This window comes from Pseudomonas sp. B13(2017) (assembly GCF_002113245.1).
Lineage (GTDB): Bacteria > Pseudomonadota > Gammaproteobacteria > Pseudomonadales > Pseudomonadaceae > Aquipseudomonas > Aquipseudomonas putida_Z.
Window position 1 is genome coordinate 173,110 of record NZ_NEJX01000001.1, and the last position, 25,626, is coordinate 198,735.

23 protein-coding genes are annotated in these 25,626 nt (G+C 62.9%); 7 read left to right on the forward strand and 16 right to left on the reverse strand.

Features of this window, described 5'->3' with window-relative positions; all coding sequences use genetic code 11:
• Position 1: 1 nt before the first annotated feature.
• The 5 genes from CAG44_RS00755 to hutC all read right to left on the reverse strand — a co-directional run bounded on the left by CAG44_RS00755 (position 2) and on the right by hutC (position 6,407).
• Complete coding sequence (locus CAG44_RS00755; RefSeq protein ID WP_023663049.1) at positions 2-1,405, reverse strand: amino acid permease; 1,404 nt, start codon at positions 1,403-1,405, stop codon at positions 2-4.
• A 153-nt stretch (positions 1,406-1,558) separates the two neighbouring features.
• A complete protein-coding gene (gene hutH / locus CAG44_RS00760) occupies positions 1,559-3,091 on the reverse strand; it encodes a histidine ammonia-lyase (protein WP_003259868.1) in 1,533 nt (510 codons plus the stop codon).
• Between the two features lie 107 nt (positions 3,092-3,198).
• On the reverse strand, positions 3,199-4,872 hold the full coding sequence (hutU, locus tag CAG44_RS00765; RefSeq protein ID WP_013974561.1) for a urocanate hydratase: 1,674 nt from the start codon (positions 4,870-4,872) through the stop codon (positions 3,199-3,201).
• A 255-nt stretch (positions 4,873-5,127) separates the two neighbouring features.
• On the reverse strand, positions 5,128-5,700 hold the full coding sequence (locus CAG44_RS00770) for a HutD family protein (protein WP_013974562.1): 573 nt from the start codon (positions 5,698-5,700) through the stop codon (positions 5,128-5,130).
• On the reverse strand, positions 5,697-6,407 hold the full coding sequence (gene hutC, locus CAG44_RS00775) for a histidine utilization repressor (protein ID WP_013974563.1): 711 nt from the start codon (positions 6,405-6,407) through the stop codon (positions 5,697-5,699). The genes CAG44_RS00770 and hutC overlap by 4 nt, the downstream gene beginning before the upstream one ends.
• A 145-nt stretch (positions 6,408-6,552) precedes the next feature.
• On the opposite strand from hutC, the gene CAG44_RS00780 reads away from it, so the two are divergent.
• On the forward strand, positions 6,553-7,917 hold the full coding sequence (locus CAG44_RS00780) for a formimidoylglutamate deiminase (protein WP_085691412.1): 1,365 nt from the start codon (positions 6,553-6,555) through the stop codon (positions 7,915-7,917).
• Positions 7,918-8,033: 116 nt separating this feature from the next.
• Here the strand turns inward: CAG44_RS00780 and CAG44_RS00785 are convergent, their stop codons facing one another.
• From CAG44_RS00785 to CAG44_RS00805, 5 genes are all read right to left on the reverse strand, one after another.
• On the reverse strand, positions 8,034-8,606 hold the full coding sequence (locus tag CAG44_RS00785; RefSeq protein WP_085691413.1) for a lipocalin family protein: 573 nt from the start codon (positions 8,604-8,606) through the stop codon (positions 8,034-8,036).
• Entirely contained in the window at positions 8,603-8,857 is a 255-nt protein-coding gene (gene bamE, locus CAG44_RS00790) for an outer membrane protein assembly factor BamE (protein ID WP_003249234.1), read from the reverse strand. Before bamE ends, CAG44_RS00785 begins: the two co-directional genes overlap by 4 nt.
• Before the next feature lie 224 nt (positions 8,858-9,081).
• Positions 9,082-9,678, reverse strand: a complete 597-nt coding sequence (locus tag CAG44_RS00795; protein ID WP_085587764.1) for a DUF924 family protein — start codon at positions 9,676-9,678, stop codon at positions 9,082-9,084.
• Between the two features lie 3 nt (positions 9,679-9,681).
• A complete protein-coding gene (locus CAG44_RS00800) occupies positions 9,682-10,692 on the reverse strand; it encodes a class 1 fructose-bisphosphatase (RefSeq protein ID WP_025340932.1) in 1,011 nt (336 codons plus the stop codon).
• Positions 10,693-10,941: 249 nt separating this feature from the next.
• Entirely contained in the window at positions 10,942-13,392 is a 2,451-nt protein-coding gene (locus CAG44_RS00805) for a glycogen/starch/alpha-glucan phosphorylase (RefSeq protein ID WP_085691414.1), read from the reverse strand.
• A 185-nt stretch (positions 13,393-13,577) separates the two neighbouring features.
• On the opposite strand from CAG44_RS00805, the gene CAG44_RS00810 reads away from it, so the two are divergent.
• Entirely contained in the window at positions 13,578-13,982 is a 405-nt protein-coding gene (locus tag CAG44_RS00810; RefSeq protein ID WP_003259873.1) for a YkgJ family cysteine cluster protein, read from the forward strand.
• Between the two features lie 184 nt (positions 13,983-14,166).
• Here CAG44_RS00810 and typA read toward each other — a convergent pair whose 3' ends face one another.
• Positions 14,167-15,987: a translational GTPase TypA gene (gene typA / locus CAG44_RS00815; RefSeq protein ID WP_085691415.1), complete on the reverse strand. Its 1,821-nt coding sequence runs from the start codon at positions 15,985-15,987 to the stop codon at positions 14,167-14,169.
• A 127-nt stretch (positions 15,988-16,114) separates the two neighbouring features.
• Complete coding sequence (gene thiI / locus CAG44_RS00820) at positions 16,115-17,569, reverse strand: tRNA uracil 4-sulfurtransferase ThiI (RefSeq protein WP_025340935.1); 1,455 nt, start codon at positions 17,567-17,569, stop codon at positions 16,115-16,117.
• A gap of 470 nt (positions 17,570-18,039) precedes the next feature.
• Between thiI and glnA the strand changes: the two genes are divergently transcribed.
• The 4 genes from glnA (at position 18,040) to ntrC (ending at position 22,854) form a co-directional block, all read left to right on the forward strand.
• On the forward strand, positions 18,040-19,446 hold the full coding sequence (gene glnA / locus CAG44_RS00825) for a type I glutamate--ammonia ligase (RefSeq protein WP_025340936.1): 1,407 nt from the start codon (positions 18,040-18,042) through the stop codon (positions 19,444-19,446).
• 173 nt (positions 19,447-19,619) lie between these two features.
• Positions 19,620-20,063 carry a cupin domain-containing protein gene (locus tag CAG44_RS00830; protein ID WP_085587762.1) on the forward strand — a complete coding sequence of 148 codons (444 nt, stop codon included), beginning with the start codon at positions 19,620-19,622 and terminating at the stop codon, positions 20,061-20,063.
• A 272-nt stretch (positions 20,064-20,335) separates the two neighbouring features.
• Positions 20,336-21,421: a nitrogen regulation protein NR(II) gene (gene glnL / locus CAG44_RS00835; protein ID WP_025340937.1), complete on the forward strand. Its 1,086-nt coding sequence runs from the start codon at positions 20,336-20,338 to the stop codon at positions 21,419-21,421.
• Entirely contained in the window at positions 21,418-22,854 is a 1,437-nt protein-coding gene (gene ntrC / locus CAG44_RS00840) for a nitrogen regulation protein NR(I) (protein WP_013974578.1), read from the forward strand. Before glnL ends, ntrC begins: the two co-directional genes overlap by 4 nt.
• 459 nt (positions 22,855-23,313) lie before the next feature.
• On the opposite strand, the gene CAG44_RS00845 is transcribed toward ntrC, so the two are convergent.
• Positions 23,314-23,751 carry a hypothetical protein gene (locus CAG44_RS00845; protein ID WP_075046617.1) on the reverse strand — a complete coding sequence of 146 codons (438 nt, stop codon included), beginning with the start codon at positions 23,749-23,751 and terminating at the stop codon, positions 23,314-23,316.
• On the opposite strand from CAG44_RS00845, the gene trmL reads away from it, so the two are divergent.
• Positions 23,750-24,211: a tRNA (uridine(34)/cytosine(34)/5-carboxymethylaminomethyluridine(34)-2'-O)-methyltransferase TrmL gene (gene trmL, locus CAG44_RS00850; RefSeq protein WP_013974580.1), complete on the forward strand. Its 462-nt coding sequence runs from the start codon at positions 23,750-23,752 to the stop codon at positions 24,209-24,211. The genes CAG44_RS00845 and trmL overlap by 2 nt on opposite strands.
• Positions 24,212-24,374: 163 nt before the next feature.
• On the opposite strand, the gene secB is transcribed toward trmL, so the two are convergent.
• Genes secB through CAG44_RS00865 form a run of 3 tightly spaced genes read right to left on the reverse strand, consistent with a single transcriptional unit; the run spans position 24,375 to position 25,569 of the window.
• Entirely contained in the window at positions 24,375-24,860 is a 486-nt protein-coding gene (secB, locus tag CAG44_RS00855; protein ID WP_013974581.1) for a protein-export chaperone SecB, read from the reverse strand.
• Positions 24,861-24,899: 39 nt separating this feature from the next.
• Complete coding sequence (grxC, locus tag CAG44_RS00860) at positions 24,900-25,154, reverse strand: glutaredoxin 3 (RefSeq protein ID WP_003249204.1); 255 nt, start codon at positions 25,152-25,154, stop codon at positions 24,900-24,902.
• Between the two features lies 1 nt (position 25,155).
• Complete coding sequence (locus CAG44_RS00865) at positions 25,156-25,569, reverse strand: rhodanese-like domain-containing protein (protein WP_003259887.1); 414 nt, start codon at positions 25,567-25,569, stop codon at positions 25,156-25,158.
• Between the last annotated feature and the right edge of the window lie 57 nt (positions 25,570-25,626).

Consider the following 25,626-nt stretch of genomic DNA (forward strand, 5'->3'; position numbering starts at 1 on the left):
CTTAGCGGTGCAGCTCGGCCGGTTCCGCTACCGGTTTGCCCTGCCCTGCGCGCGGCTTGCACCACAGCAGGTAGGACGCCACCAGGAACACCACCCAGACCACGCCGACGAGCAGTGCCGCCTGGGTATCCGGGAAGTAACCGAGCACGCCAAAGATGAACACCATGAACGCAATGGCCATGGCCGGGCCGTAAGGCCAGAACGGTACCGGGAACTGTAGCTGGGCCACTTGTTCACGGCTCATGCTGCGGCGCATGGCCACTTGGGTGAGCAGGATCATCAGCCACACCCACACAGTGGCGAAGGTAGCGATCGAGGCGATCAGCAGGAACACGTTCTCCGGGATCAGGTAGTTGAGCAGCACGCCGATCAGCAGCGCAGCACCCATCACCACCACGGTCATCCACGGCACGCCGTGCTTCGACAGCTTGCTGAAGCCGCGCGGTGCGTGGCCTTGCTGGGCCAGGCCGTACATCATGCGGCCGGCGCCGAAGATGTCGCTGTTGATGGCCGAGATCGCGGCAGAAATCACTACGATGTTCAGCACCGCGGCGGCAGAGCCGATGCCCAGGTTACTGAAGATCTGCACGAACGGGCTGCCCTGGCTGCCGATTTGCGGCCATGGGAACAGGCACATCAGCACGAACAGGGTGAGCACGTAGAACAGCAGGATGCGCAGCGGCACGGCGTTGATCGCCTTGGGGATGACCCGCTGCGGGTCCTTGGCCTCACCGGCGGTGACACCGATGATCTCGATGCCGCCGAACGCGAACATCACCACGGCAAAGGAGGCGATCAGGCCACCCACGCCATTGGGCATGAAGCCGCCGTGGTCGAACAGGTTGCTGACACCCACGGCCTGCCCGGTGCCAACCTGGCTGAAGCCGAAGGCCATGATGCCGAGGCCGGCCAGGATCATCGCCACGATGGCGCCGACCTTGAGCAGCGACAGCCAGAATTCCATTTCGCCAAAGACCTTGACGTTGCACAGGTTGAGGCCGCCGATCAGGAAGACGATGCCCAGCACCCAGATCCAGCGGGCCACTTCCGGGAACCAGAAGCCCATGTAGATACCGAAGGCAGTGACGTCGGCGATGGCGACGATGACCATCTCGAAGGCGTAGGTCCAGCCGAGGATGAAGCCGGCCATGGGGCCGAGGTAGGTGCTGGCGTAGTGGCCGAACGAGCCGGCGACCGGGTTGTGCACAGCCATTTCGCCGAGGGCGCGCATGACCATGAACACGGCGGCGCCGCCGATCAGGTAGGCCAGCAGCACGGCCGGGCCGGCCATCTGGATGGCCGAGGCGGAACCGTAGAACAGCCCGGTGCCGATGGCGGAACCGAGGGCCATGAAACGGATGTGGCGGGCACTTAGCCCGCGCTTTAGACCTTGAGCTTGTTGCATGTCACGTCCTTAAATTGTTTTTGTGGTCGTGAGATCGAAGGGGGCTGCCTTGCAGCCCTTTCGCAGCACAAGGCTGCTCCTACAAGGGAGCGCGTCGCCTTTGTAGGAGCAGCCTTGTGCTGCGAATGGGCCGCACAGCGGCCCCTGGGGGCATTACAGGCTTGGCAGCACACCAGCCGGCAGCAGGCCGGTCAGGCGACCCTTGGCCAACAGTTCCACGGCCTTTTCGATGTCGGGCGCGAAGAAACGGTCACGGTCGTAGTGCGGCACTTCGCTGCGCAGCGCCTGGCGCGCCTGCTCCAGCTTGGCCGAGGTCTTCAGGCCCTTGCGCAGGTCCAGACCCTGGCAGGCGCCCAGCCATTCGATGGCCAGCACGCCACGGGTGTTTTCGGCCATTTCCCACAGACGCTTGCCGGCAGCCGGGGCCATCGACACGTGGTCTTCCTGGTTGGCCGAGGTCGGCAGGCTGTCGACGCTGTGCGGGTGCGACAGGGCTTTGTTCTCGCTGGCCAGGGCAGCAGCGGTGACCTGGGCGATCATGAAGCCCGAGTTGACCCCGCCGTTTTCCACCAGGAACGGCGGCAGCTGGGACATGTGCTTGTCCATCATCAGCGAGATACGGCGCTCGCTGAGCGAGCCGATTTCAGCGATGGCCAGGGCGATGTTGTCGGCGGCCATGGCCACCGGCTCGGCGTGGAAGTTACCGCCGGAAATCACGTCACCTTCGGCAGCGAACACCAGCGGGTTGTCCGACACGGCGTTGGCTTCGATGCCCAGTACCTCGGCGGCCTGGCGCAGCTGGGTCAGGCAGGCGCCCATGACCTGCGGCTGGCAGCGCAGCGAGTACGGGTCCTGGACCTTGTCGCAGTTCTTGTGCGACAGCGACACTTCGCTGGAGTCGCCCAGCAGGTCACGGAAGCAGGCAGCGGTGTCGATCTGGCCGCGCTGGCCACGCACTTCGTGGATACGCGCATCGAACGGCGAGCGCGAGCCCAGTGCGGCTTCGACGCTCAGGCCGCCGCAGGCGATGGCAGCGGCGTACAGGTCTTCGCCCTGGAACAAGCCACGCAGGGCATAGGCGGTGGACGCCTGGGTGCCGTTGAGCAGGGCCAGGCCCTCCTTGGCGGCCAGGGTCAGCGGCTCGAGGCCGGCCACGGCCAGGGCTTCGGTGGCTGGCAGCCACTGGCCCTTGTAGCGGGCCTTGCCTTCACCCAGCAGCACCAGCGACATGTGCGCCAGCGGGGCGAGGTCGCCGGATGCGCCCACCGAACCCTTCAGCGGGATGTGCGGGTAGACTTCGGCGTTGACCAGGGCGATCAGCGCGTCGATGACTTTGCGACGGATGCCGGAGAAGCCACGGCTGAGGCTGTTGATCTTCAGCACCATGATCAGCCGCACCAGGTCGTCATCCAGCGGCGCGCCGACACCGGCGGCGTGGGACAGCACCAGCGAGCGCTGCAGGTTTTCCAGGTCGTGGCTGGCGATGCGGGTCGAGGCCAGCAGGCCGAAACCGGTGTTGATGCCGTAGGCGGTACGGTCTTCGGCAATGATCTGCTCGACGCAGGCAACGCTGGCGTCGATGGCTGGCGCGGCGCTGGCGTCCAGTTGCAGGCGCACGGGCGCGGCATGGATGGCGCGCAGCTGGGCCAGGGTCAAGGTGCCGGGCTTGAGGGTCAATTCGGTCACTTCACTACTCCAATCGCGTGGAGCCGCAGGCCCGTTTGTGAGTGCCTGCGTGCTCCTTCTTGTTGTTCAGTATCACCCCTTGTGGGGTGCGATCCAAAGCGTGGCGATCAGCCAGTGATCATCGGCAGGTCCAGGCCCTGCTCCTTGGCGCACTCGATGGCGATGTCGTAACCGGCATCGGCATGACGCATCACACCGGTCCCTGGGTCGTTGGTCAGCACGCGAGCGATACGCTCGGCGGCTTCATCGGTACCGTCGCAGACGATGACCATGCCAGAGTGCTGGGAGAAGCCCATGCCCACACCACCACCGTGGTGCAGCGAAACCCAGGTAGCACCGCCGGCGGTGTTCAGCAAGGCGTTGAGCAGCGGCCAGTCGGAGACAGCGTCGGAACCGTCGCGCATGGCTTCGGTTTCACGGTTGGGGCTGGACACCGAACCGGAGTCCAGGTGGTCACGGCCGATCACGATCGGTGCCGACAGCTCGCCGCTGCGTACCATTTCGTTGAACGCCAGGCCCAGCTTGGCGCGCAGGCCCAGGCCAACCCAGCAGATACGTGCCGGCAGGCCCTGGAAGCTGATGCGCTCGCGAGCCATGTCCAGCCAGCGGTGCAGGTGGGCGTCGTCGGGGATCAGTTCCTTGACCTTGGCGTCGGTCTTGTAGATGTCTTCGGCATCACCGGACAGCGCCGCCCAGCGGAACGGGCCGATGCCACGGCAGAACAGCGGGCGGATGTAGGCCGGCACGAAGCCCGGGAAGTCGAAGGCATTGGCCACGCCTTCTTCCTTGGCCATCTGGCGGATGTTGTTGCCATAGTCGAAGGTCGGAACACCCTGCTTCTGGAAATCGAGCATGGCTTGCACGTGCACGGCCATCGACTGCTTGGCGGCCTTGACCACTGCAGCCGGCTCGGTCTGCGCGCGGTCGCGGTACTGTTCCCAGGTCCAGCCGGCTGGCAGGTAACCGTTCAGCGGGTCGTGGGCGCTGGTCTGGTCGGTGACCATGTCCGGGCGCACGCCACGCTTGACCAGCTCTGGCAGGATTTCAGCAGCGTTGCCGTGCAGGGCGATGGAGATGGCCTTGCCTTCGGCGGTGTACTTGGCAATGCGTGCCAGAGCGTCGTCGAGGTCAGTGGCCTGCTCGTCGACGTAGCGGGTTTCCAGACGGAAGTCGATGCGGCTCTGCTGGCATTCGATGTTCAGCGAGCAGGCACCGGCCAGGGTGGCGGCCAGTGGCTGGGCGCCGCCCATGCCGCCCAGGCCGGCGGTCAGTACCCACTTGCCTTTAAGGCTGCCGCCGTAATGCTGGCGACCGGCTTCGACGAAGGTTTCGTAGGTGCCCTGGACGATGCCCTGGCTGCCGATGTAGATCCAGCTGCCGGCGGTCATCTGGCCGTACATGGCCAGGCCCTTGGCGTCCAGTTCGTTGAAGTGTTCCCAGTTGGCCCAGTGCGGCACCAGGTTGGAGTTGGCGATCAGTACGCGCGGGGCGTTGCTGTGGGTCTTGAACACGCCGACCGGCTTGCCCGACTGCACCAGCAGGGTTTCGTCGTCTTCCAGGCGGGTCAGGGTCTCGACGATCTTGTCGTAGCACGCCCAGTTACGGGCAGCGCGGCCGATACCGCCGTACACCACCAGTTCTTTCGGGTTTTCCGCGACCTGTGGATCGAGGTTGTTCATCAGCATGCGCAGTGGCGCTTCGGTCAGCCAGCTTTTGGCAGTCAGCTTGTTGCCACGTGGGGCACGGATTTCAACGTCACGGTATTTGTTGTTGTCGGTCACGGGAAAGGTCCTCTGCGGTCGTCCGCGGGCGGGTATGTCGTGGTAGATATACAAACACACCTTTACTTGTATGTACAAGCATGGACAACCAAAATAATTGGACTTTTCCGCTGAGCGGCAAAAGAAATGGGGCCGCTGCGCGGCCCTTCGCGGGCTTGCCCGCTCCCACAGAGAGCTCCACTGCCTTCAAGGCGTGCACTGTACATGTGGGAGCGGGCAAGCCCGCGAAGGGCTGCGCAGCGGCCCCCGGCTATCTCAACGTGAAACGAGTTCGATCAGGCAGAACCGCCCCTGCACATCCAACCCCAGCAACTGGTCATTGCCCTCCAGCCGCAGGCAGTCATACAACCCCAACCGCTGCGTCTCGCGCCCGGCAATGCCAACCTCGACCTGGCTGCTGGCAGCGAACAGCAACACCGTCGACGCCGAGCTGTACAAGCGGCTGGTGCCATCGAACCACTGCAACCGCGCCCGGTAGCGCTGCGGTGCGTAGATCAGGTTGAAATCGCGGATCGCCCCGCCCAGCAGCTTGCAGCTGACCTGGCTCTCGCCGCTGAAGGCGAAAGCATCGAACGGCAGCAACGGCCTGCTGGCCTGGCCGTCGACCAGCAGGCGCATGCCGTCACCTTGCAACACGGTGATGATCCGCTGGTAGCCGGCGAAGGTGGAAAACCCGCCGGACTCCTCGATATCGGCAATCGACAAGCGCCAGCCAAAGCCGTCCAGGCCTTCGCCACTGTCGCGGGTAATCTCTTCGGTGAAACCGCCACCGTTCTTCCACGGCATGCGCGGGTAGCCCTGCGCACGCAACAACTGCAGCTGACTCATTTACTGAAACGTCCTTCCAGGCGATGACGGGAACCGGGGTGGATCAGCCTCGCGGCGGTCACCGGCTGGCGGCCGGACCAGGTGCGACGGCGGATCAGCAGGCAGGGCTCGCCCCGCTCGATCTGCAACAGGCGGCATTCTTCCGGCTCGGCCAGGATTGCCTCGACCACGTGCTCACCCTCGGTCAGCGGCGCCACCTGCGACAGGTAGGCGTAAGGCGTCTGCCGGGTGAAGTCCTGCTTGAGGTAGTCGGGGGCAATCGCCGCATTGACGTAGCGGTCCTCGATCTGCACCGGCACGCCGTTCTCGAAATGCACGATCAGCGAGTGGAACACCCGCTGGCCTTCGCGCATGTCCAGGGCCAGGGCCCGCTCGGAACCGGCCGTTTCCTCGGTGAGGGTGATCACCTGGCAGCTATGCTGGTGGCCACGCGCGGCAATTTCGTCGGCGATGTTGTTGACCTCGAACAGCGCCGAACGCCCCTTGGGCTCGGCCACGAAGGTACCGACCCCTTGCATGCGCACCAGCAGGCCTTCGGCGGTAAGTTCGCGCAGGGCGCGGTTGATGGTCATGCGGCTGAAGCCCAGCTCGCTGACCAGTTCGCTCTCCGAGGGTACCCGGTGATGCGGTGGCCAGCTGCCGTTGTCGATCTGCTGGATGATCATCTGTTTGACCCGGGCGTACAGCGGAGCCGGGCCCTCGCCCATCTGGGCAACCAGCGCGGAGACAGGTGGTGTCGGCACGGCGTTGGATCCTTGTGCAAATGGAATGAGCGGTAGCTTGCCGCAGTTTACCCGGCAGGCAAACGCCTGTATATGTATATACAAGTTAACAATAACAGGATTTTCACCGATGTCCGCCTACTTCGCCGAACGCGCCCTGCTGCCCACGGGCTGGGCCAGCCATGTCCGCATCGAGGTCACCAGTGATGGCCATGTGGCCCGCATCGAACCGGGTGCCTCGGCCGAAGGCGCCGAGCGGCTAGCCGGCCCGCTGCTGCCCGGCATGCCCAATCTGCACTCGCATGCCTTCCAGCGCGCCATGGCAGGGCTGGCGGAAGTCGCCGGCAACCCCAACGACAGTTTCTGGACCTGGCGCGACCTGATGTATCGCCTGGTCGGCCAGATCAGCCCGGAGCAGCTGCAGGTCATCGCCCGTCAGCTGTACATCGAGATGCTCAAGGCCGGCTACACCTCGGTCGCCGAGTTCCACTACGTGCACCATGACCAGGCCGGCAAGGCCTACGCCGACCCGGCCGAACTGTCCCGCCGCATCAGCGCGGCTGCAGCCGACAGCGGCATTGGCCTGACCTTGCTGCCGGTGCTGTACAGCCACGCAGGCTTCGGCGGCCAAGCCCCGAATGACGGGCAACGGCGCTTCATCAACTCCACCGAACATTACCTGCAACTGCAAGCGCAGCTGGCCCCGCTGCTGGCCGCGCAACCCGCGCAGCAACTGGGCTTGTGCTTCCATTCGCTGCGCGCGGTGACGCCCGGGCAGATCGCCGAAGTGCTGGCAGCCAGCGACAAGCGGTGCCCGGTGCATATCCATATCGCCGAGCAGCAGAAGGAAGTCGACGACTGCCTGGCCTGGAGCGGCCTGCGCCCGCTGCAGTGGCTGTACGAGCACGTGGACGTGGACCCACGCTGGTGCCTGGTGCATGCCACCCATGCCGAGCCGGATGAAGTCACCGCCATGGCCCGCAGCGGTGCGGTAGCCGGGCTGTGCCTGACCACCGAGGCCAACCTGGGCGACGGGATTTTCCCGGCAGTGGACTACCTGGCGCAGGGCGGACGCATGGGCATTGGTTCGGACAGCCATGTGTCGCTGAGCGTGGTGGAGGAACTGCGCTGGTTGGAATACGGCCAGCGGCTGCGCGACCAGCGGCGTAACCGCCTGTATCGCGGCGACCAGCCGATGGTCGGGCGCACGTTGTATGACGCTGCGCTGGCGGGCGGTGCGCAGGCGCTGGGGCAGGCGGTCGGGGAACTGGCCGTGGGCAAGCGCGCCGACTGGCTGGTGCTCGATGGGCAGGACCCTTACATCGCCATGGCCGATGGGGATGCGATTCTCAACCGCTGGCTGTTTGCCGGGGGCGATCGCCAGGTGCGGGATGTGATGGTGAATGGGCAGTGGGTGGTGCGCCAGGGGCGGCATGCGCAGGAAGAGCAAAGCGCGCAGGCGTTTGCCGAGGTGTTGCGACAGCTGTTGGGGTGAGTTTATTGGGGCCGCTTTGCGGCCCATCGCGACACAAGGCCGCTCCTACAGGAATGTGCGTTCCCCTGTAGGAGCGGCCTTGTGTCGCGATGGGCTGCAAAGCAGCCCCCAGAAATTCAGTGCCTCTTGACGATCTGCTGGTCCGACGCACGCCAGATCAGCCGATTGGTGTCATACCCCTGCTGCCGGGCCTTGGACATCAGGTTCTCGCGCTCCCAAGCCGGTAGCGTCGGCGTACGCGACAGGATCCACAAGTGCTTGCGGTCCGGGCTGCCGACCACCGCCGTGCGGTAGCGATCATCCACATAAAGAATCCAGTACTCGCCCCTCGCCACCCCTGGCACCAGCTTGGTGAACCAGTTGTCGAACTCGACCCACAATTTGTCGGTGTGCCCCGGCTCCTGGATGTTCGCATGCCCTTCGGCGCGCAGCCATTCGTCACCCATGGTGCGGCAGCGGTTGAGCACGCCGAGGCTACCATCGAGCCGGAGGTTGTAGTGCGCTTCGGACTGCTCGCAGCCGGTCTGGTAGCGCATCGGCAGGCGCGCCAGCTCGTACCACTTGCCCTGGTAGCGCTTGAGGTCGATGTTGCCCGCGGTTTTCGGCGCCAGCGGGTCGTGCACGGAGCCGGCACAACCGCCCAGCAGCAACGCCAGGCATACCCCCATCAGCAGATACAGGCGCCTCATTTGAGACCCTGCCCTGAATACATGAGCACCTTGTCAGCCGCGTACTGCACACTGATGAAGCTCTTCTCGTCCCCCCAGGTGCAGCTGCTCATCCCCAGCGCACCAGAGCACTCGGTCGGCGTGCCGAGCAGCTGCTCGACCTCGGCCTTGTTCATACCGGCCTTGATCTTGGAATAGTTTTCCTGGTTGATCTTGCTGCAGGCAGTCAGGACGACGCACAGCGACAACAGGGCGAGGGAACGCAACGACATGAAGGACACTCCTGGAGAGGGGATACAGGCGAGTGGCCTGCAGTGACCTTCGACGGTAAAAACCCTCCCAGGTTCCCTGACCTCCCTCCTCTACCCCTACGCCATTGGTCGGATGGCCACTACTGTGCGATTAATCACAAAGAATTACCCCGCCCAAACAAAAAGGCCGCCCCGTGAAGGAGCGGCCTTGCGTCGCGACGGCCTGCGCAGCAGGCCACGAAGCCTCAGAACCTGGACCCAGGCTCCAGCAAAAAGTCCATCTCTTCGCTGGTACTCGGCCGCTCCAGCACCAGGTTGCGGTGCGGGAAGCGCCCGAAACGGGCAATTACCCGCTGGTGCTGCTCGGCGTAGTCGAGGAAGCCTTCGAACAACCGGCGGTTGGCCTCGGGCTGCTCGTCCAGCAGCACCTGGTAGCGCTCGACGCACAGGTTCTGCCAGTCCAGCACCTCGGCATGCTCCAGCACCAGCAGCACGAACACCCGCTGGATCGGCAGCAGCTGGTAATCCCAGTTCTTCTGCAAACCCTGCATCGCCACCACCTGGGCACGCCGGTCGCCCTCGAAGGCACGCGGCGTGTCGCGATGGATCATGCGCGGCAGCTGGTCCAGCAGGATCAGCAGGCCCAGCCAGCCCTGCGGGCTTTGCTGCCACTCGTCGAGCCCACCCGCCAGGGCATGCTCGACCAGCTCGCCAAACAGCGCATGGGCCTCGGCATCATGATGCTTGCCGAACCACAGCGTGCTCTTCTCGTCAGCCACGGCCTGGGGACTGGTGCCCCAACCGAACCACCACTCCAGCAACGGCTGCCAAGGTGCGAGCATGACTTACTCCTTGTGGTAGGCGGTGACGCGCTCGACCTCTTCCTTCGAGCCGAGGATTACCGACACACGCTGGTGCAGGCTTTCTGGCTGAATGTCGAGGATGCGATCGTAACCGTTGGTGGAGGCGCCGCCGGCCTGTTCGATGATGAAGGACATCGGGTTGGCTTCGTACATCAGGCGCAGTTTGCCCGGCTTGCTCGGCTCGCGGGCGTCACGTGGGTACATGAACAGGCCGCCACGGGTCAGGATGCGGTGTACGTCGGCCACCATCGAGGCGATCCAGCGCATGTTGTAGTTCTTCTTCAGCGGGCCGGTCTCGCCTGCCAGCAATTCGCCCACGTAGCGCTGAACCGGGGCTTCCCAGTGGCGCTGGTTGGACATGTTGATGGCGAACTCTGCGGTGCTTTCCGGCACGCGGATGTTTTCGTGGGTGAGGACGAAGCTGCCCAGTTCGCGGTCCAGGGTGAAGCCCTTGACGCCGTTGCCCAGGGTCAGGATCAGCATGGTCTGCGGGCCGTAGATGGCGTAACCGGCGGCGACCTGCTGGGTGCCTGGCTGCAGGAAGGCATTTTCGTTCAGGGTTTCGTTCTGGCTCAGGTATTCGTTAGGGCAACGCAGTACCGAGAAGATGGTGCCGACCGAAACGTTGACGTCGATGTTGGACGAGCCGTCCAGCGGGTCGAAGACCAGCAGGTAGGCGCCTTTCGGGTACTTGCCCGGGATCTGGTAGGCGTTGTCCATTTCTTCGGAAGCCATGCCGGCCAGGTGGCCGCCCCACTCGTTGGCTTCAAGCAGGATATCGTTGGAAATCACGTCCAGTTTCTTCTGGACTTCGCCCTGCACGTTTTCAGTGCCCATGCTGCCCAGCACGCCACCAAGGGCGCCTTTGGACACGTGATGGCTGATTTCCTTGCACGCACGCGCCACCACTTCGATCAGGAAGCGCAGATCGGCAGGGGTATTGTTGCTGCGGGTCTGCTCAATCAGATAGCGACTCAGGGTAACGCGGGACATGTATGGCTCCGAAAGGATTGGGGGATAAAAACCCCCGCAGTTTACAGGGAGAGTTGCGGGCTAGCGAGCAAAGAGACTCGACTTCGGCCCCTGAAGTTCAGCAAGCACCAAGCCGATGGTCGGTTGGGGCTGCTGTGCAGCCCATCGCCGGCAAGCCAGCTCCCACAGGGACTGCACATGGCTCGAGGTCGACGCGGTCGAGGTGGGAGCTGGCTTGCCGGCGATGGGCCGCACAGCGGCCCCTTTTCCTCAATCCAGCGCCTTCCAGATCTCGCTGGCATATTCCCGAATGGTCCGGTCCGAGGAGAACCAGCCCATCCGCGCGGTATTCAGCACCGCCATGCGCCACCATTCCTGCGGCGTGTGCCACAGCTCCTCGACCCTTCGCTGAGCATCCCAGTAGGCATCGAAATCGGCACACACCAGGAAGCGGTCATGAGCCACCAGCCCGTCGATCAGCGCGCTGTAGCGCGACGGGTCGTCCGGTGAGAACACCCCGCTGCGAATGGCCTGCAACACGTCATTCAGGCGACTGGACGCGGCAATCGCCGCACTGGCGCCAAAGTCCCCGTCGCGCCGTCTGGCCTCCACCTGCTGCGCGGTAAGGCCGAAGATGAACATGTTTTCGGTACCCACCTGCTCGCTCATCTCGACGTTGGCACCATCCAGGGTGCCGATGGTCAGCGCACCGTTCAGGCCGAACTTCATGTTGCTGGTACCGGAGGCTTCGTAACCGGCGGTGGAAATCTGCTCGGAAAGGTCCGCCGCCGGGATGATGCTTTCAGCCAGGCTGACGTTGTAGTTGGGCAGGAATACCACCTTCAGCAGGCCGCGCACGGTCGGGTCGTTGTTCACCACCCGGGCGATGTCGTTGGCCAGCTTGATGATCAGCTTGGCCTGGTGATAGCTGGCCGCGGCCTTGCCGGCGAAAATCTTCACCCGCGGCACCCAGTCGGTACCGGGGTCATTGCGCATGGCCTGGTACAGCGCCACGGTGTGCAGCAGGTTGAGCAACTGGCGCTTGTATTCGTGAATGCGCTTGACCTGCACATCGAACAACGCCTCGGGGTTCACCGTAACGCCCAGGCGGTCCTGGATGATGCTGGCCAGGGCACGCTTGCTGTGCAGGCGCTGCGCGGCGAACTGCTTGCGGAAGCCGCTCTTGTCGGCGAACGGCACCAGATTGACCAGGCGCCCTTCCGGATCGTCCAGCAACTCAGGGCCCAGCGCCTCGACCAGCATGGTGGTCAGCTGCGGGTTGGACTGGTACAGCCAGCGGCGGAAGGTAATGCCGTTGGTCTTGTTGTTGATCCGTTGCGGGTAGAGCTTGTGCAGCTCGGAGAACACCGTGCTTTTCATCAGCTTGCTGTGCAGCGCCGACACACCGTTGACGCTGTGCGAACCGAGGAACGCCAGGTTGCCCATGCGCACCCGGCGGCCGTTGTCTTCTTCGATCAGCGACACGGCCCGCAGCACATCGAAGTCGTGCAGGCCTTTCGCCCGTAGCGCGTCGATGTGGTAGGCGTTGATCAGGTAGATGATCTGCATGTGCCGCGGCAGCATGCGTTCCATCAGCGCCACCGGCCAGGTTTCCAGGGCTTCGGGCAGCAAGGTGTGGTTGGTGTAGGCCAGAGTGCCGACGGTCAGCTCCCAGGCGGTATCCCAAGGGATTTCATGCTGGTCGACCAGCAGGCGCATCAGCTCGGCCACGGCGATCGACGGGTGGGTGTCGTTGAGCTGGATGGCCGCCGCATCCGGCAGGTTGAGCAGGTTGTCGTGCATGTTCAGGTGGCGGCGCAGCAGGTCCTGCAACGAAGCCGAGACGAAGAAGTACTCCTGGCGCAGGCGCAGCTCCTGGCCCGCCTCGGTGCTATCGGCCGGGTACAGCACCCGCGAAATGCTTTCGGCCCGCGCCACCTCGGCTACCGCACCCAGGTGGTCACCGGCATTGAAGCGTTCCAGGTGCAGCTCTTCCAGCGCCCGCGCACGCCACAGGCGCAGGGTATTCACGCTGGCCCCGCGCCAACCGACTACCGGGGTGTCATAGGCCACCGCTCGCACGGTCTCGCCCGGCCACCACACCTGGCGCTGCTGGCCGTGGGTGTCGTGCACCGTTTCGACGCTCCCGCCAAAGCTGATCGGGTAGATCACCTCCGCGCGCTCGAACTCCCAGGGGTTGCCGAAGTCCAGCCAGTTCTCGGTCTGCTCCTGCTGCCAGCCATCAACCATGGCCTGGCGAAACAGCCCGTGCTCGTAGCGGATGCCATAACCGTGAGCAGCGATGCCCAGGGTCGACATGCTCTCCATGAAGCACGCCGCCAGGCGGCCCAGGCCACCGTTGCCCAGCGCGGCATCGGGCTCGAGCAGGCGGATGCGCTCCAGGTCCACGTCCAGCCCTTCCAGTGCATCGCGGGCAATGTCGAGCAGGCCCAGGTTGCTCAGGCTGTCGTACAGCAAGCGGCCGATGAGGAATTCGAGGGAAAGGTAATAGACCCGCTTCTGGCTGCGGCGATAAGCCTGGCGGGTGTGGTCCATCCAGTGATCGACCATGTGATCGCGCGCGGCCAGTGCAATGGCTTCGAACCAGTCGTGGTCGAAAGCGTGCTCCGGGTCCTTGCCGACCGCATAGGTCAGCTTGTCCAGTACAGCGGCGCGAAATTCGGCCACCTCGGCGTCACGAGCTTTGGGTTCCTGGGACATGCGGCATCCTCGGGCAAGTTGACGAAAGCGGAGGGAGACTGTTGAGCCTAGACCCTTCGACAGGGAGTGACAGTTAGCGTTCGCAGTTTTCATGCCCACTCTGCGATTCCGGCAAAAGGTTGTTCATAAATTGAACAATTCCGGTATGATCGCGCGCCCCAAGACCGTGATACACCCCCATAACGATGAAAACGACCCTGATCGCCGCGGCCGAAGTCGACCGCCTGGAGACCTGGCAGCGCTATACCAGCAACATGTGCCATGGCTGCCATTCGACCTGCTGCACCCTGCCGGTGGAGGTGAAGATCAAGGATCTGATCCGTATCGGCGTGGTCGACGAGTTCGAGAAAGACGAACCGCCGAAGAACATCGCCAAGCGCCTGCAGAAGGACGGCATCATCGAACGCTTCAACCAGAAGTCGGGGATCTTCACCCTGACCCGGATGAGCAATGATGACTGCCTGTACCTGGATCGTAAAAGCCGGCTGTGCACCATTTATGACAAGCGGCCGGATACCTGCCGCAACCACCCCAAGGTCGGGCCGCGGCCGGGGTATTGTGCGTACAAGCCCAAGGTGGTCGGGCGCTGATCGCTAGCCTTAAAGGGCCTCTTCGCGGGCTTGCCCGCTCCCACAGGATCTCCACAACATTCAGGAACTGTGCAGTACCAGTGGGAGCGGGCAAGCCCGCGAAGGGGCCAACACAAATCCTGCAGGCAAACAAAAACGCCCCCGGCCTTTCGACCGGGGGCGTTTTCATTCAGCCTGAGCTAACTCAGTTCTTGGCTTTCTTGGCAGCGCGGGTACGCTCGCCTTCGTCCAGGATCTTCTTGCGCAGGCGGATCGACTTCGGAGTCACTTCGCACAGCTCGTCGTCCTGGATGAATTCCAGGGCCTGTTCCAGGGTGTGGCGAACCGGCGGTACCAGGGCGATGACTTCGTCTTTGCCCGAAGCACGCATGTTGTCGAGCTTCTTGCCCTTGGTCGGGTTCACGCCCAGGTCGTTGTCACGGCTGTTCAGGCCGATGATCTGACCGTTGTAGATGTCCTGGCCGTGCTCGATGAACAGCTTGCCGCGAGCCTGCAGGGTTTCCAGCGAGTAGGTCAGCGCCTTGCCGGTCTCGATCGAAACCAGTACACCGTTCAGGCGACCGGACATCTGGCCGGCTTTCATGGTGTCGTAGCGATCGAAGATCGAGGTCAGGATGCCGGCACCGTTGGTCAGGGTCAGGAACTGGTTACGGAAACCGATCAGACCACGAGCAGGTACGTTGTACTCCAGACGTACACGGCCCTTGCCATCCGGCGCCATGTTGGTCAGGTCGCCCTTACGCAGGCCCATTTCTTCCATGACCTTGCCCTGGGATTCTTCAGGGATGTCGATGGTGACGTTCTCGAACGGCTCCTGCTTCACGCCGTTGACTTCGCGGATGATCACTTCAGGGCGGCCTACAGCCATCTCGAAGCCTTCACGACGCATGGTTTCGATCAGAACCGACAGGTGCAGCTCACCACGGCCGGAAACCTTGAACTTGTCAGCCGAGTCGCCTTCTTCAACGCGCAGTGCAACGTTGTACAGCAGCTCTTTGTCCAGACGTTCCTTGATGTTACGGCTGGTGACGAACTTGCCTTCCTTGCCGCAGAACGGCGAGTCGTTGACCTGGAAGGTCATCGAAACGGTCGGCTCGTCAACGGTCAGTGGCTTCATCGCCTCGACGTTGTTCATATCGCACAGGGTGTCGGAGATGAACAGCTCGTCGAAACCGCTGATGCAGACGATGTCGCCAGCCTGGGCTTCTTCAACGTCGACGCGGTGCAGGCCGTGGTGGCCCATCAGCTTGAGGATACGGCCGTTACGCTTCTTGCCTTCGGTGTCGATGGCAACAACCGGGGTGTTCGGCTTGATACGACCACGGGCGATACGGCCAACGCCGATAACACCGAGGAAGCTGTTGTAGTCCAGAGCGGAGATCTGCATCTGGAACGGGCCATCGACGTCAACGTTCGGCGCCGGTACGTTGTCGACGATCGACTGGTACAGCGGGGTCATGTCTTCAGCCATGTCGGTGTGGTCCAGACCGGCGATGCCGTTCAGGGCCGAGGCGTAGACAACCTGGAAGTCCAGCTGGTCGTCGGTGGCACCGAGGTTGTCGAACAGGTCGAAGATCTGGTCCAGAACCCAGTCAGGACGCGCGCCCGGGCGGTCAACCTTGTTGATCACGACGATCGGCTTCAGGCCAGCTTCGAAAGCCTTCTTGGTCACGAAGCGGGTTTGCGGCATCGGGCCGTCCTGGGCATCGACCAGCAGCAGCACGGAGTCGACCATCGACATTACACGCTCAACCTCACCACCGAAGTCGGCGTGGCCGGGGGTGTCGACGATGTTGATGTGGTAGCCGTTCCAGTTGATGGCGGTGTTTTTCGCCAGAATGGTAATGCCGCGCTCTTTTTCCTGGTCGTTGGAGTCCATCACGCGCTCGTCGTTGAGCTCGTTACGCTCCAGGGTGCCGGACTGGCGCAGGAGTTTGTCGACCAGGGTGGTTTTACCATGGTCAACGTGGGCGATGATGGCGATGTTACGCAGATTTTCGATCACAACTGTATCTCGATCAGAGGATTCGGTTGCCGCCAGTGTAGGCGGCGAATATGTACGGTTTGAGGCTCAGCGGGCCCGATGGTCGGGAGGGCGATGGCGGATGCTGCCGCCATACAGCCCTGGCGTCTTATGTCGGACGATAAACACGCACATTGGCATGTCCCTCACTGAGCAGGTGGTGTGCGTGCAGACGGCTCATCACACCTTTGTCGCAATACAGCAAGTACTGGCGGTTGGCATCCAGGTGCTTGAACTTGCTGTTGATGGCATAGAACGGCATGGCCTGCACTTCGATACCGTCGAGCACCAGAGGTTCGTCCTCTTGGGCATCGGGGTGACGAATGTCGATGACGATCTGGCCGGGCAGCGCCTCGGTCACTTCCTCGATTTCGATGTCCTTGCCCAGTTCGTCGATCACATGGTCGATGGAGATCAACCGGGCGCGTTCCAGGGCACGCTCCAGCACGGCCATGTCGAACTGCTTCTCTTCATGCTCCATGCGGTGGCGCTTGGCGTGGGTGGTCGGGTTTACCGAGATCACGCCGCAGTATTCTGGCATGTGCTTGGCGAAGTCGGCAGTGCCGATCGCGTAGGCCTGGTCGATGATGTCCTGCTTGTGGCTGGCCAGCAGCGGGCGCAGCACCAGCTTGTCGGTGGCCGAATCGATGATCGACAGGTTCGGCAGGGTCTGGCTGGACACCTGGGAAATCGCCTCGCCGGTGACCAGCGCGTCGATCTCCAGGCGGTCGGCCATGTGCGCGGCACCACGCAGCATCATGCGCTTCAGGGTCACACCCATGTAGCTGTTGTCGACCTTGTTGAGGATCTCGCCGACCACTTCCTCGAACGGCACGCTGATGAACAGCACGCGCTGGCTGCTGCCGAACTTCTTCCACAGGTAGTGGGCCACTTCCATCACGCCCAGCTCGTGGGCACGGCCGCCGAGGTTGAAGAAGCAGAAGTGGGTCATCAGGCCACGACGCATCATCTGGTAGGCCGCCACGGTGGAGTCGAAGCCGCCGGACATCAGTACCAGGGTCTGCTCCAGGGCGCCCAGCGGGTAGCCGCCGATGCCCTGGTGCTGGTTGTGGATCACGTACAGGCGCTGGTCGCGGATTTCGATGCGCACCAGCACTTCCGGGTTCTTCAGCTCGATGCCGGCTGCGCCGCACTGCTGACGCAACTGGCTGCCAACGTAACGATCGACGTCCATCGAGGTGAAGTCGTGGTGGCCGCCGCGCTTGCAGCGCACGGCGAAGTGCTTGCCGGCCAGCAGGTGACCGAAGTGCTGCTTGCACTTGGCGACGATGTCGTCGAAGTCGCCGAGCGGGTATTCCTCTACCTGCAGGAAGTGGGTGATACCCGGGGTGCAGGTGAGGCGCTCGATCATCTCGCGCTGGACTTTTTCGTCTTCGACGCGGGTGACCACTTCGAGATTGTCCCAGACACCATCGACCACGAGCTCAGGGTCGAGGTCCTTGAGCACGTTGCGGATGTTCTTGCCGAGCTGGCGGATGAAGCGCTTGCGCACCGGCCGGCTCTTGATGGTGATTTCTGGGAAGACTTTGACGATAAGTTTCATTGGTTAACAGCGCGCGCAGGGCCTGCCGAAAATGAGGGGCGCGAATTATAGCGGAAATTGCTCAGGATTTGACCAACTTTTGTACAGAAGGTCGGATTTATATTGCCTGCGCCGGCCTCATCGCCGGCAAGCCAGCTCCCACAAGCTATCCGCAGCTCTCAAGACGTACGCCCTAACTGTGGGAGCGGGCGAGCCCGCGAAGAGGCCCTCAAAGAAAGCATACAACTCAAGCAATGCACACTATTGGTGCACCGCTACCAAAATTCGCATCTTAAGGGTGCATTTTTACCCGCCAACCCTGCGCCCAATGCCCGCAAACGCCCCCTTTTATCCCGCCCTCGCCATTTTCGGGCACTGGCATGCAATTTGCTCCCTTGTGAGGCAGGTAAGCTTGGCCGACTATCCGCGCCCGGCAACACCCTTTTTCCAGGGCAGCGGCCCACCGCGCTCTAGACCATCCGGAGGACAACATGTCGAAGTCGGTTCAACTCATCAAAGATCATGACGTCAAGTGGATTGATCTGCGTTTCACGGACACCAAAGGCATTCAGCACCACGTGACCATGCCGTCGCGTGATGCGCTGGAAGACGACTTCTTCGAAGTCGGCAAGATGTTCGACGGTTCCTCCATCGCTGGCTGGAAAGGCATCGAAGCTTCCGACATGATCCTGATGCCGGTCGACGAAACTGCCGTACTGGACCCGTTCACCGAAGAGCCAACCCTGATCATCACCTGCGACATCGTCGACCCGTCGAGCATGCAGGGCTACGATCGTGACCCTCGCGCCATCGCCAAGCGCGCCGAAGAGTACCTGAAGAGCACCGGCATCGGTGACACCGTATTCGCCGGCCCGGAGCCAGAGTTCTTCATCTTCGACGAAGTGAAGTTCCAGTCGGACATCTCCGGCTCGATGTTCAAGATCTTCTCCGAGCAAGGCTCGTGGATGACCGGCGCTGACGTGGAAGGCGGCAACAAAGGCCACCGTCCAGGCGTGAAAGGCGGCTACTTCCCGGTTCCGCCGTTCGACCACGACCACGAAATCCGTACCGCCATGTGCAACGCACTGGAAGAAATGGGTCAGACCGTCGAAGTTCACCACCACGAAGTGGCGACTGCCGGCCAGAACGAAATCGGCGTCAAGTTCAACACCCTGGTGAAGAAGGCTGACGAAGTACAGGCACTGAAGTACGTCGTGCACAACGTTGCCGACGCCTACGGCCGTACCGCCACCTTCATGCCGAAGCCTCTGTACGGCGACAACGGCTCGGGCATGCACGTGCACATGTCGATCTGGAAAGACGGCAAGAACACCTTCTCGGGTGAAGGCTATGCCGGTCTGTCCGACACCGCCCTGTACTTCATCGGCGGCATCATCAAGCACGGTAAGGCCCTGAACGGCTTCACCAACCCATCGACCAACTCCTACAAGCGTCTGGTCCCAGGCTTCGAAGCCCCGGTAATGCTGGCCTACTCGGCTCGCAACCGTTCCGCCTCGATCCGTATTCCTTACGTCGGCAGCCCGAAAGCCCGCCGTATCGAAGCTCGCTTCCCGGACCCATCGGCCAACCCATACCTGGCCTTCGCGGCCCTGCTGATGGCCGGCCTGGACGGTATCCAGAACAAGATCCACCCAGGCGATGCGGCCGACAAGAACCTGTACGACCTGCCGCCTGAAGAGGCCAAGGACATCCCGCAGGTTTGCGGCAGCCTGAAGGAAGCTCTGGAAGAGCTGGACAAGGGCCGTGCGTTCCTGACCAAGGGCGGCGTGTTCTCCGACGACTTCATCGATGCCTTCATCGAGCTGAAGAGCGAAGAAGAAATCAAGGTCCGCACCTTCGTTCACCCGCTGGAATACGAGCTGTACTACAGCTGCTGATCTGATCGGCGCCTGGCGCCGATGACATGATCACGAACGGCCTCCTTCGGGAGGCCGTTTTCGTTTCCATGGCTGCCTCATCGATTTCATACAGAACCAGCAGATGCCGCTGACATTTCGCCGCCCCCTCAGCACGCAGGGTAGGCGTCCCTTCAGTCAACGGACATCACGCCATGCGCAACCTTCTACCTGCAATGATTACCGTATCCGCCCTCCTCGCCGGCTGCGCCAGCAACGGCACCGCGCCAGGCCAGGCAACGTCACAGGTGCTTCACCGCGCCACCGGCAGTTGGGACGGCACCCCCTATCTCGATTACCCCGAAGGACGACCAGTGCTGTCGCTGGTGAAAGTCAGCATCCCCGCCCACACAACCCTCGGCTGGCACTGCCATCAGGCGCTCAATCTGGGCTATCTGGCAGAGGGCACACTTGAGGTGGAAACACGCGACGGCAAGCGCACAAGCCTGGTTGCGGGCCAGACGCTGGCAGAACTTCAAGGGGTAGTGCACCGCGGGCACACCACCGCGCAGCCCGCCACTGTCATGGTGTTCCACGCAAGCAATGAAGACCTGGCGTTTTCAACGCCAGAAGCCGAATGCCCGCCAACTGTGCGATAAACCCTGAAACCACCTATGCTCCATATTGGTGCATTCTGTGGACTAACGCCCCCGAATGCACCCCAAAAGCGATCACGTGAACCGTTTAATCAGTTCATTCTGGTGCGAATTGTCCCGTCTCCAGGGCTTTATCGGCAAATTCCGCTTCTTTTCGGAGCCTTGGTTTGGTTCTTGCATTTTTTGCCCAAAGACTGGAATCAGCGGATCCACCGCGCGCCCGACCATGGCCGCGCTCATGCCCGACACGCGCCAAAAGAGGTCGACGACGCCCTATGACCATCAGCGATGCCCAGCACCGTCTGCTTCTGGACAACCTGACCACCGCCACGCTGCTGCTCAACGCCGAGCTGCGCCTGGAGTACATGAACCCGGCCGCGGAAATGCTGTTGGCAGTCAGTGGCCAGCGCAGCCATGGGCAGTTCATCAGCGAACTGTTTACCGAGTCGACCGAGGCGCTCAGCTCGCTGCGCCAGGCGGTCGAGCAGGCGCACCCGTTCACCAAGCGCGAAGCACAGCTCACCTCGCTGACCGGGCAGACCATCACCGTCGACTACGCGGTAACGCCGATCCTGCACCAGGGCCAGACCCTGCTGCTGCTGGAGGTGCACCCGCGCGACCGGCTGCTGCGCATCACCAAGGAAGAGGCCCAGCTGAGCAAGCAGGAAACCACCAAAATGCTGGTGCGCGGCCTGGCCCACGAAATCAAGAACCCCCTTGGCGGCATCCGCGGCGCAGCCCAGCTGCTGGCCCGCGAGCTGCCGGAAGAAGGCCTGCGCGACTATACCAACGTGATCATCGAGGAAGCCGACCGCCTGCGTAACCTGGTCGACCGCATGCTCGGCTCGAACAAGCTGCCGTCGCTTGCCATGACCAACATTCACGAAGTGCTGGAGCGGGTCTGCAGCCTGGTGGAGGCCGAAAGCCAGGGCTGCATCACTTTGGTGCGCGACTATGACCCCAGCCTGCCGGATGTGTTGATCGACCGCGAGCAGATGATCCAGGCCGTGCTCAACATCGTGCGCAATGCCATGCAGGCGATCAGTTCGCAGAACGAACTGCGCCTGGGCCGCATCACCCTGCGCAGCCGTGCCCTGCGCCAGTTCACCATCGGCCACGTGCGCCATCGCCTGGTGGCGCGGGTGGAGATCATCGACAACGGCCCGGGCATCCCGCCGGAACTGCAGGACACCCTCTTCTACCCCATGGTCAGCGGCCGCCCGGACGGAACCGGGCTGGGCCTGGCCATTACCCAGAACATCATCAGCCAGCACCAGGGCCTGATCGAGTGTGAAAGCCATGCAGGCCACACCGCCTTCTCGATCTACCTGCCCCTGGAACAAGGAGCCACCGCCTCATGAGCCGAAGTGAAACCGTATGGATCGTCGACGATGATCGCTCCATCCGCTGGGTCCTGGAAAAAGCCCTGCAACAGGAAGGCATGACCACCCAGAGCTTCGACAGCGCCGATGGCGTGATGGGCCGCCTGGCACGCCAGCAACCGGACGTGATCATTTCCGACATCCGCATGCCGGGCACCAGCGGCCTCGACCTGCTGGCACAGATCCGTGAGCAGCACCCGCGCCTGCCGGTCATCATCATGACCGCCCACTCCGACCTGGACAGCGCCGTGGCATCGTACCAAGGCGGTGCCTTCGAGTACCTGCCCAAGCCGTTCGATGTGGACGAGGCGGTCTCGCTGGTCAAGCGCGCCAACCAGCACGCCCAGGAGCAACAAGGGCTGGATGTGCCGCAGAGCCTGGCGCGCACCCCGGAAATCATCGGTGAAGCGCCAGCGATGCAGGAGGTGTTCCGCGCCATCGGCCGCCTCAGCCACTCCAACATCACCGTGCTGATCAACGGCGAGTCCGGTACCGGCAAGGAGCTGGTGGCCCACGCCCTGCACCGCCACAGCCCGCGTGCGGCGTCGCCGTTCATTGCCCTGAACATGGCCGCCATCCCCAAGGACCTGATGGAGTCCGAGCTGTTCGGCCATGAAAAAGGCGCCTTCACCGGCGCCGCCAACCTGCGCCGGGGGCGCTTCGAGCAGGCCGACGGCGGCACCCTGTTCCTCGACGAGATCGGCGACATGCCCGCCGACACCCAGACCCGCCTGCTGCGGGTGCTGGCCGATGGCGAGTTCTATCGCGTGGGCGGCCACGTGCCGGTCAAGGTCGATGTGCGCATCATCGCCGCCACCCACCAGAACCTGGAGTCGCTGGTACAGGCCGGCAAGTTCCGCGAGGACTTGTTCCACCGCCTGAACGTGATTCGCATCCACATTCCACGGCTGGCCGACCGCCGCGAGGATATCCCCGCCCTCGCCCGCCACTTCCTCGCCCGCGCCGCCCAGGAGCTGGCGGTGGAGCCGAAGATCCTCAAGCCGGAAACCGAGGAATTCATCCGCAACCTGCCGTGGCCGGGCAACGTACGGCAGATGGAAAACACCTGCCGCTGGATCACCGTGATGGCCTCCAGCCGCGAAGTGCTGATCGGCGACCTGCCGCCCGAGCTGCTGAACCTGCCACAGGACGCCGCGCCGGTAACCAACTGGGAGCAGGCCCTGCGCCAGTGGGCCGACCAGGCGTTGGCGCGCGGACAGACCAGCCTGCTGGACAGCGCAGTGCCGAGCTTCGAGCGGATCATGATCGAGACGGCGCTCAAGCACACCGCTGGCCGTCGGCGCGATGCGGCACTGTTGCTGGGTTGGGGGCGCAACACCCTGACGCGCAAGATCAAGGAGCTGGGAATGAATGTGGCGGGTGGCGATGATGAGGAAGGGGACGAGCACTAACGTCCGGTAAACCTTCAAGGCTATTGGGGCTGCTGCGCAGCCCTTTCGCGACACAAGGCCGCTCCCACAGATACGGCGCTATCTCTGAACCGAGCGGCGTCCTGTGGGAGCGGCCTTGTGTCGCGATGGGCCGCAAAGCGGCCCCAAACATTTCAGCCCTTCGATGCACCGATCCTGTGCCCGATGCACCTCTCGAAGGCACAAATCCCCCGCAAAAACGGCCAAATCACCCTGAAAACCCATAATTCACGGGCTTTTCAAAACTGGCACGCCCCCTGCAATAACCCATACATATCCAGTTTCGGGGGCCCTGGTACAGGCAGGCCGGGTGAACCCCTCTTTTATTCGCAACATCGCCAGTTTTGGGGACCTCGGTACAGGCAGGCCGGGCCATCCCCCCTTTATACGCAGTACCCCTTTCGGGGACCCTGGTACAGGCAGGCCGGGATATCCCCTCTTTTATTCGTGCAGTTTCACCTGCAACCGCCAGCGCCCAGCGTCCTCTGCACCGGCCCACTCGCCGTGCAGGGGGCGCGCGGCCACCACCGTCAGCAACAGACCTTCCTTGCTATTCTGCACCCGCCAGCTCACAGGCTTGCCCTGCAGGCTCAGTTGCCCTTGCCGGGCCTTGCCCTGGGCCTGGAACAACAGTGCTACCGTACCTTCCACATTCTCGCCATGCAGCTGGGGCTCTTCGTTGAACCACAGCTCCAGGCCATCCTGCACCACCTCCACCTGCTGCAGCTCGCGCTCGTCGGGTGTGGTCAGGCGGCCGATCATCAGCCCCACCATCAAGCCGACGATCGCCAGCGACAGCATCACCCGCGGGAACGCCTTCGAACGCAGGTCCGGTTCGGGGGTAGAATGCCCGTCATCTTCACGCTTGGAGCCGTGCATGTTTCACGTCATCCTTTTTCAACCAGAAATTCCGCCGAATACCGGCAACATCATTCGCCTGTGCGCCAACAGCGGCTGCGACCTGCACCTGATCGAGCCCATCAGCTTCGAACTGGATGACAAGCGCCTGCGGCGCGCGGGGCTGGATTACCACGAGTATGCCACGCTCAAGCGCCACGAGAGCCTGGCCGGATGCCTGGAAAGCCTGGGCAACCCACGGCTGTTCGCCTTCACCACCAAGGGCTCGCACCCGTTCCACGAAGTGGCCTACCAGCCGGGTGATGCCTTCCTGTTCGGGCCAGAAAGCCGTGGCTTGCCGGCCGAAGTACTGGACAGCCTGCCGGCCGAACAACGCCTGCGCCTGCCGATGCGGCCGGGGTGCCGCAGCCTGAACCTGTCCAATACCGTAGCTGTGACGGTGTATGAGGCGTGGCGGCAGAATGGGTTTGCCGGGAGCTGAGCTATAGCCTGTGCCGGCCCTTTCGCGGGCTTGCCCGCTCCCACAGGGACCGCACCGCCCTTGAAACCTGTGCAGTACCTGTGGGAGCTGGCTTGCCGGCGATAGGGCCGGAACAGGCCAACAAAAAAAGGCGACCGAAGTCGCCCTTTTTCAAATGCAGCTATTACTGCACAGTCGGCGCTTCGCCGGCTTCCTGCATGCGCTGCATTTCCTGCGCGTACAGGGCGTCGAAGTTGACCGGCGACAGCATCAGGGCCGGGAACGAACCGCGGGTCACCAGGCTGTCCAGGGTCTCGCGGGCGTACGGGAACAGGATGTTCGGGCAGAACGCACCCAGGGTGTGGCTCATCGAAGCCGCGTCCAGGTTCTTGATCAGGAAGATACCGGCCTGCTGCACTTCAGCGATGAAGGCCACTTCGTCACCGTTCTTGACGGTAACCGACAGGGTCAGCACCACCTCGTGGAAGTCACCTTCCAGGGCTTTCTGCTTGGTGTTCAGGTCCAGGGCAACGCTCGGCTCCCAGGTCTGACGGAAGATCTGCGGGCTTTTCGGGGCTTCGAACGACAGGTCGCGCACATAGATGCGCTGCATGGAGAACTGAGGGCTGTTGTCTTCTGCAGCAGCGCCGTTGGTCTGTTGGTCAGTCATGGCAGATCCTTATCCTAATGTTTTTGAATGCAGTGCAAATCAGGCCGCCAGCAGCGCGTCGAGCTTGCCGGCGCGCTCCAGGGCATAAAGGTCATCGCATCCACCGACGTGGGTGCTGCCGATCCAGATCTGCGGCACAGATGTACGGCCGGCCTTCTGGCTCATCTCGGCACGAACCTGTGGCTTGCCGTCGACCTTGATTTCCTCGAAGGCCACGCCCTTGCTCTCGAGCAGGTACTTGGCGCGCATGCAGTAGGGGCAGTAGTCGCTGGAATAGACGATGACGGGCTTCATATCACTTCACCAGGGGCAGGTTATCGGCTTTCCAGCTGGAAACGCCACCGCTCAGTTTGGCGGCGTTGTAACCAGCCTTGAGCAGCTCGCGGCAGATGGTGCCGGACTGCTGGCCCATCGAGTCGACGACGATCAGGGTCTTCTCTTTGTGCTTGTCCAGCTCGCTCATGCGGTTGACCAGCTTGTCCTGCGGGATGTTCACCGCACCGACGATGTGACCGGCGGAGTATTCCTTGGTCGGGCGGATGTCGATGACCAGGGCTTTCTCGGCGTTGACCAGGGCAGTCAGCTGGCCGTTGCTCAGGCTCTGGCCGCCGCGACGGATTTCGTTGACGAGCAGCGCGACCAGCAAAACAACGAAGATCGCCACCAGGATGTAGTGGTTTGTCGCAAATTGAATCAGGTTAGCAACCATCTGGGGTGTTCCACGCGATTGAAAATGCCGGCCAGTATACACAGCCCCCCAGTGCCA

What these genes read in the sequence shown, in the direction of transcription:
- CAG44_RS00755 (WP_023663049.1), bottom strand. Translation starts at nt 1,405, where the DNA reads ATGCAACAAGCTCAAGGTCTAAAGCGCGGGCTAAGTGCCCGCCACATC.
- CAG44_RS00770 (WP_013974562.1), bottom strand. Translation starts at nt 5,700, where the DNA reads ATGAGTCAGCTGCAGTTGTTGCGTGCGCAGGGCTACCCGCGCATGCCG.
- hutC (WP_013974563.1), bottom strand. Translation starts at nt 6,407, where the DNA reads ATGGGCGAGGGCCCGGCTCCGCTGTACGCCCGGGTCAAACAGATGATC.
- CAG44_RS00780 (WP_085691412.1), top strand. Translation starts at nt 6,553, where the DNA reads ATGTCCGCCTACTTCGCCGAACGCGCCCTGCTGCCCACGGGCTGGGCC.
- CAG44_RS00785 (WP_085691413.1), bottom strand. Translation starts at nt 8,606, where the DNA reads ATGAGGCGCCTGTATCTGCTGATGGGGGTATGCCTGGCGTTGCTGCTG.
- bamE (WP_003249234.1), bottom strand. Translation starts at nt 8,857, where the DNA reads ATGTCGTTGCGTTCCCTCGCCCTGTTGTCGCTGTGCGTCGTCCTGACT.
- CAG44_RS00795 (WP_085587764.1), bottom strand. Translation starts at nt 9,678, where the DNA reads ATGCTCGCACCTTGGCAGCCGTTGCTGGAGTGGTGGTTCGGTTGGGGC.
- CAG44_RS00800 (WP_025340932.1), bottom strand. Translation starts at nt 10,692, where the DNA reads ATGTCCCGCGTTACCCTGAGTCGCTATCTGATTGAGCAGACCCGCAGC.
- CAG44_RS00805 (WP_085691414.1), bottom strand. Translation starts at nt 13,392, where the DNA reads ATGTCCCAGGAACCCAAAGCTCGTGACGCCGAGGTGGCCGAATTTCGC.
- CAG44_RS00810 (WP_003259873.1), top strand. Translation starts at nt 13,578, where the DNA reads ATGAAAACGACCCTGATCGCCGCGGCCGAAGTCGACCGCCTGGAGACC.
- thiI (WP_025340935.1), bottom strand. Translation starts at nt 17,569, where the DNA reads ATGAAACTTATCGTCAAAGTCTTCCCAGAAATCACCATCAAGAGCCGG.
- glnA (WP_025340936.1), top strand. Translation starts at nt 18,040, where the DNA reads ATGTCGAAGTCGGTTCAACTCATCAAAGATCATGACGTCAAGTGGATT.
- CAG44_RS00830 (WP_085587762.1), top strand. Translation starts at nt 19,620, where the DNA reads ATGCGCAACCTTCTACCTGCAATGATTACCGTATCCGCCCTCCTCGCC.
- glnL (WP_025340937.1), top strand. Translation starts at nt 20,336, where the DNA reads ATGACCATCAGCGATGCCCAGCACCGTCTGCTTCTGGACAACCTGACC.
- ntrC (WP_013974578.1), top strand. Translation starts at nt 21,418, where the DNA reads ATGAGCCGAAGTGAAACCGTATGGATCGTCGACGATGATCGCTCCATC.
- trmL (WP_013974580.1), top strand. Translation starts at nt 23,750, where the DNA reads ATGTTTCACGTCATCCTTTTTCAACCAGAAATTCCGCCGAATACCGGC.
- CAG44_RS00845 (WP_075046617.1), bottom strand. Translation starts at nt 23,751, where the DNA reads ATGCACGGCTCCAAGCGTGAAGATGACGGGCATTCTACCCCCGAACCG.
- secB (WP_013974581.1), bottom strand. Translation starts at nt 24,860, where the DNA reads ATGACTGACCAACAGACCAACGGCGCTGCTGCAGAAGACAACAGCCCT.
- grxC (WP_003249204.1), bottom strand. Translation starts at nt 25,154, where the DNA reads ATGAAGCCCGTCATCGTCTATTCCAGCGACTACTGCCCCTACTGCATG.
- CAG44_RS00865 (WP_003259887.1), bottom strand. Translation starts at nt 25,569, where the DNA reads ATGGTTGCTAACCTGATTCAATTTGCGACAAACCACTACATCCTGGTG.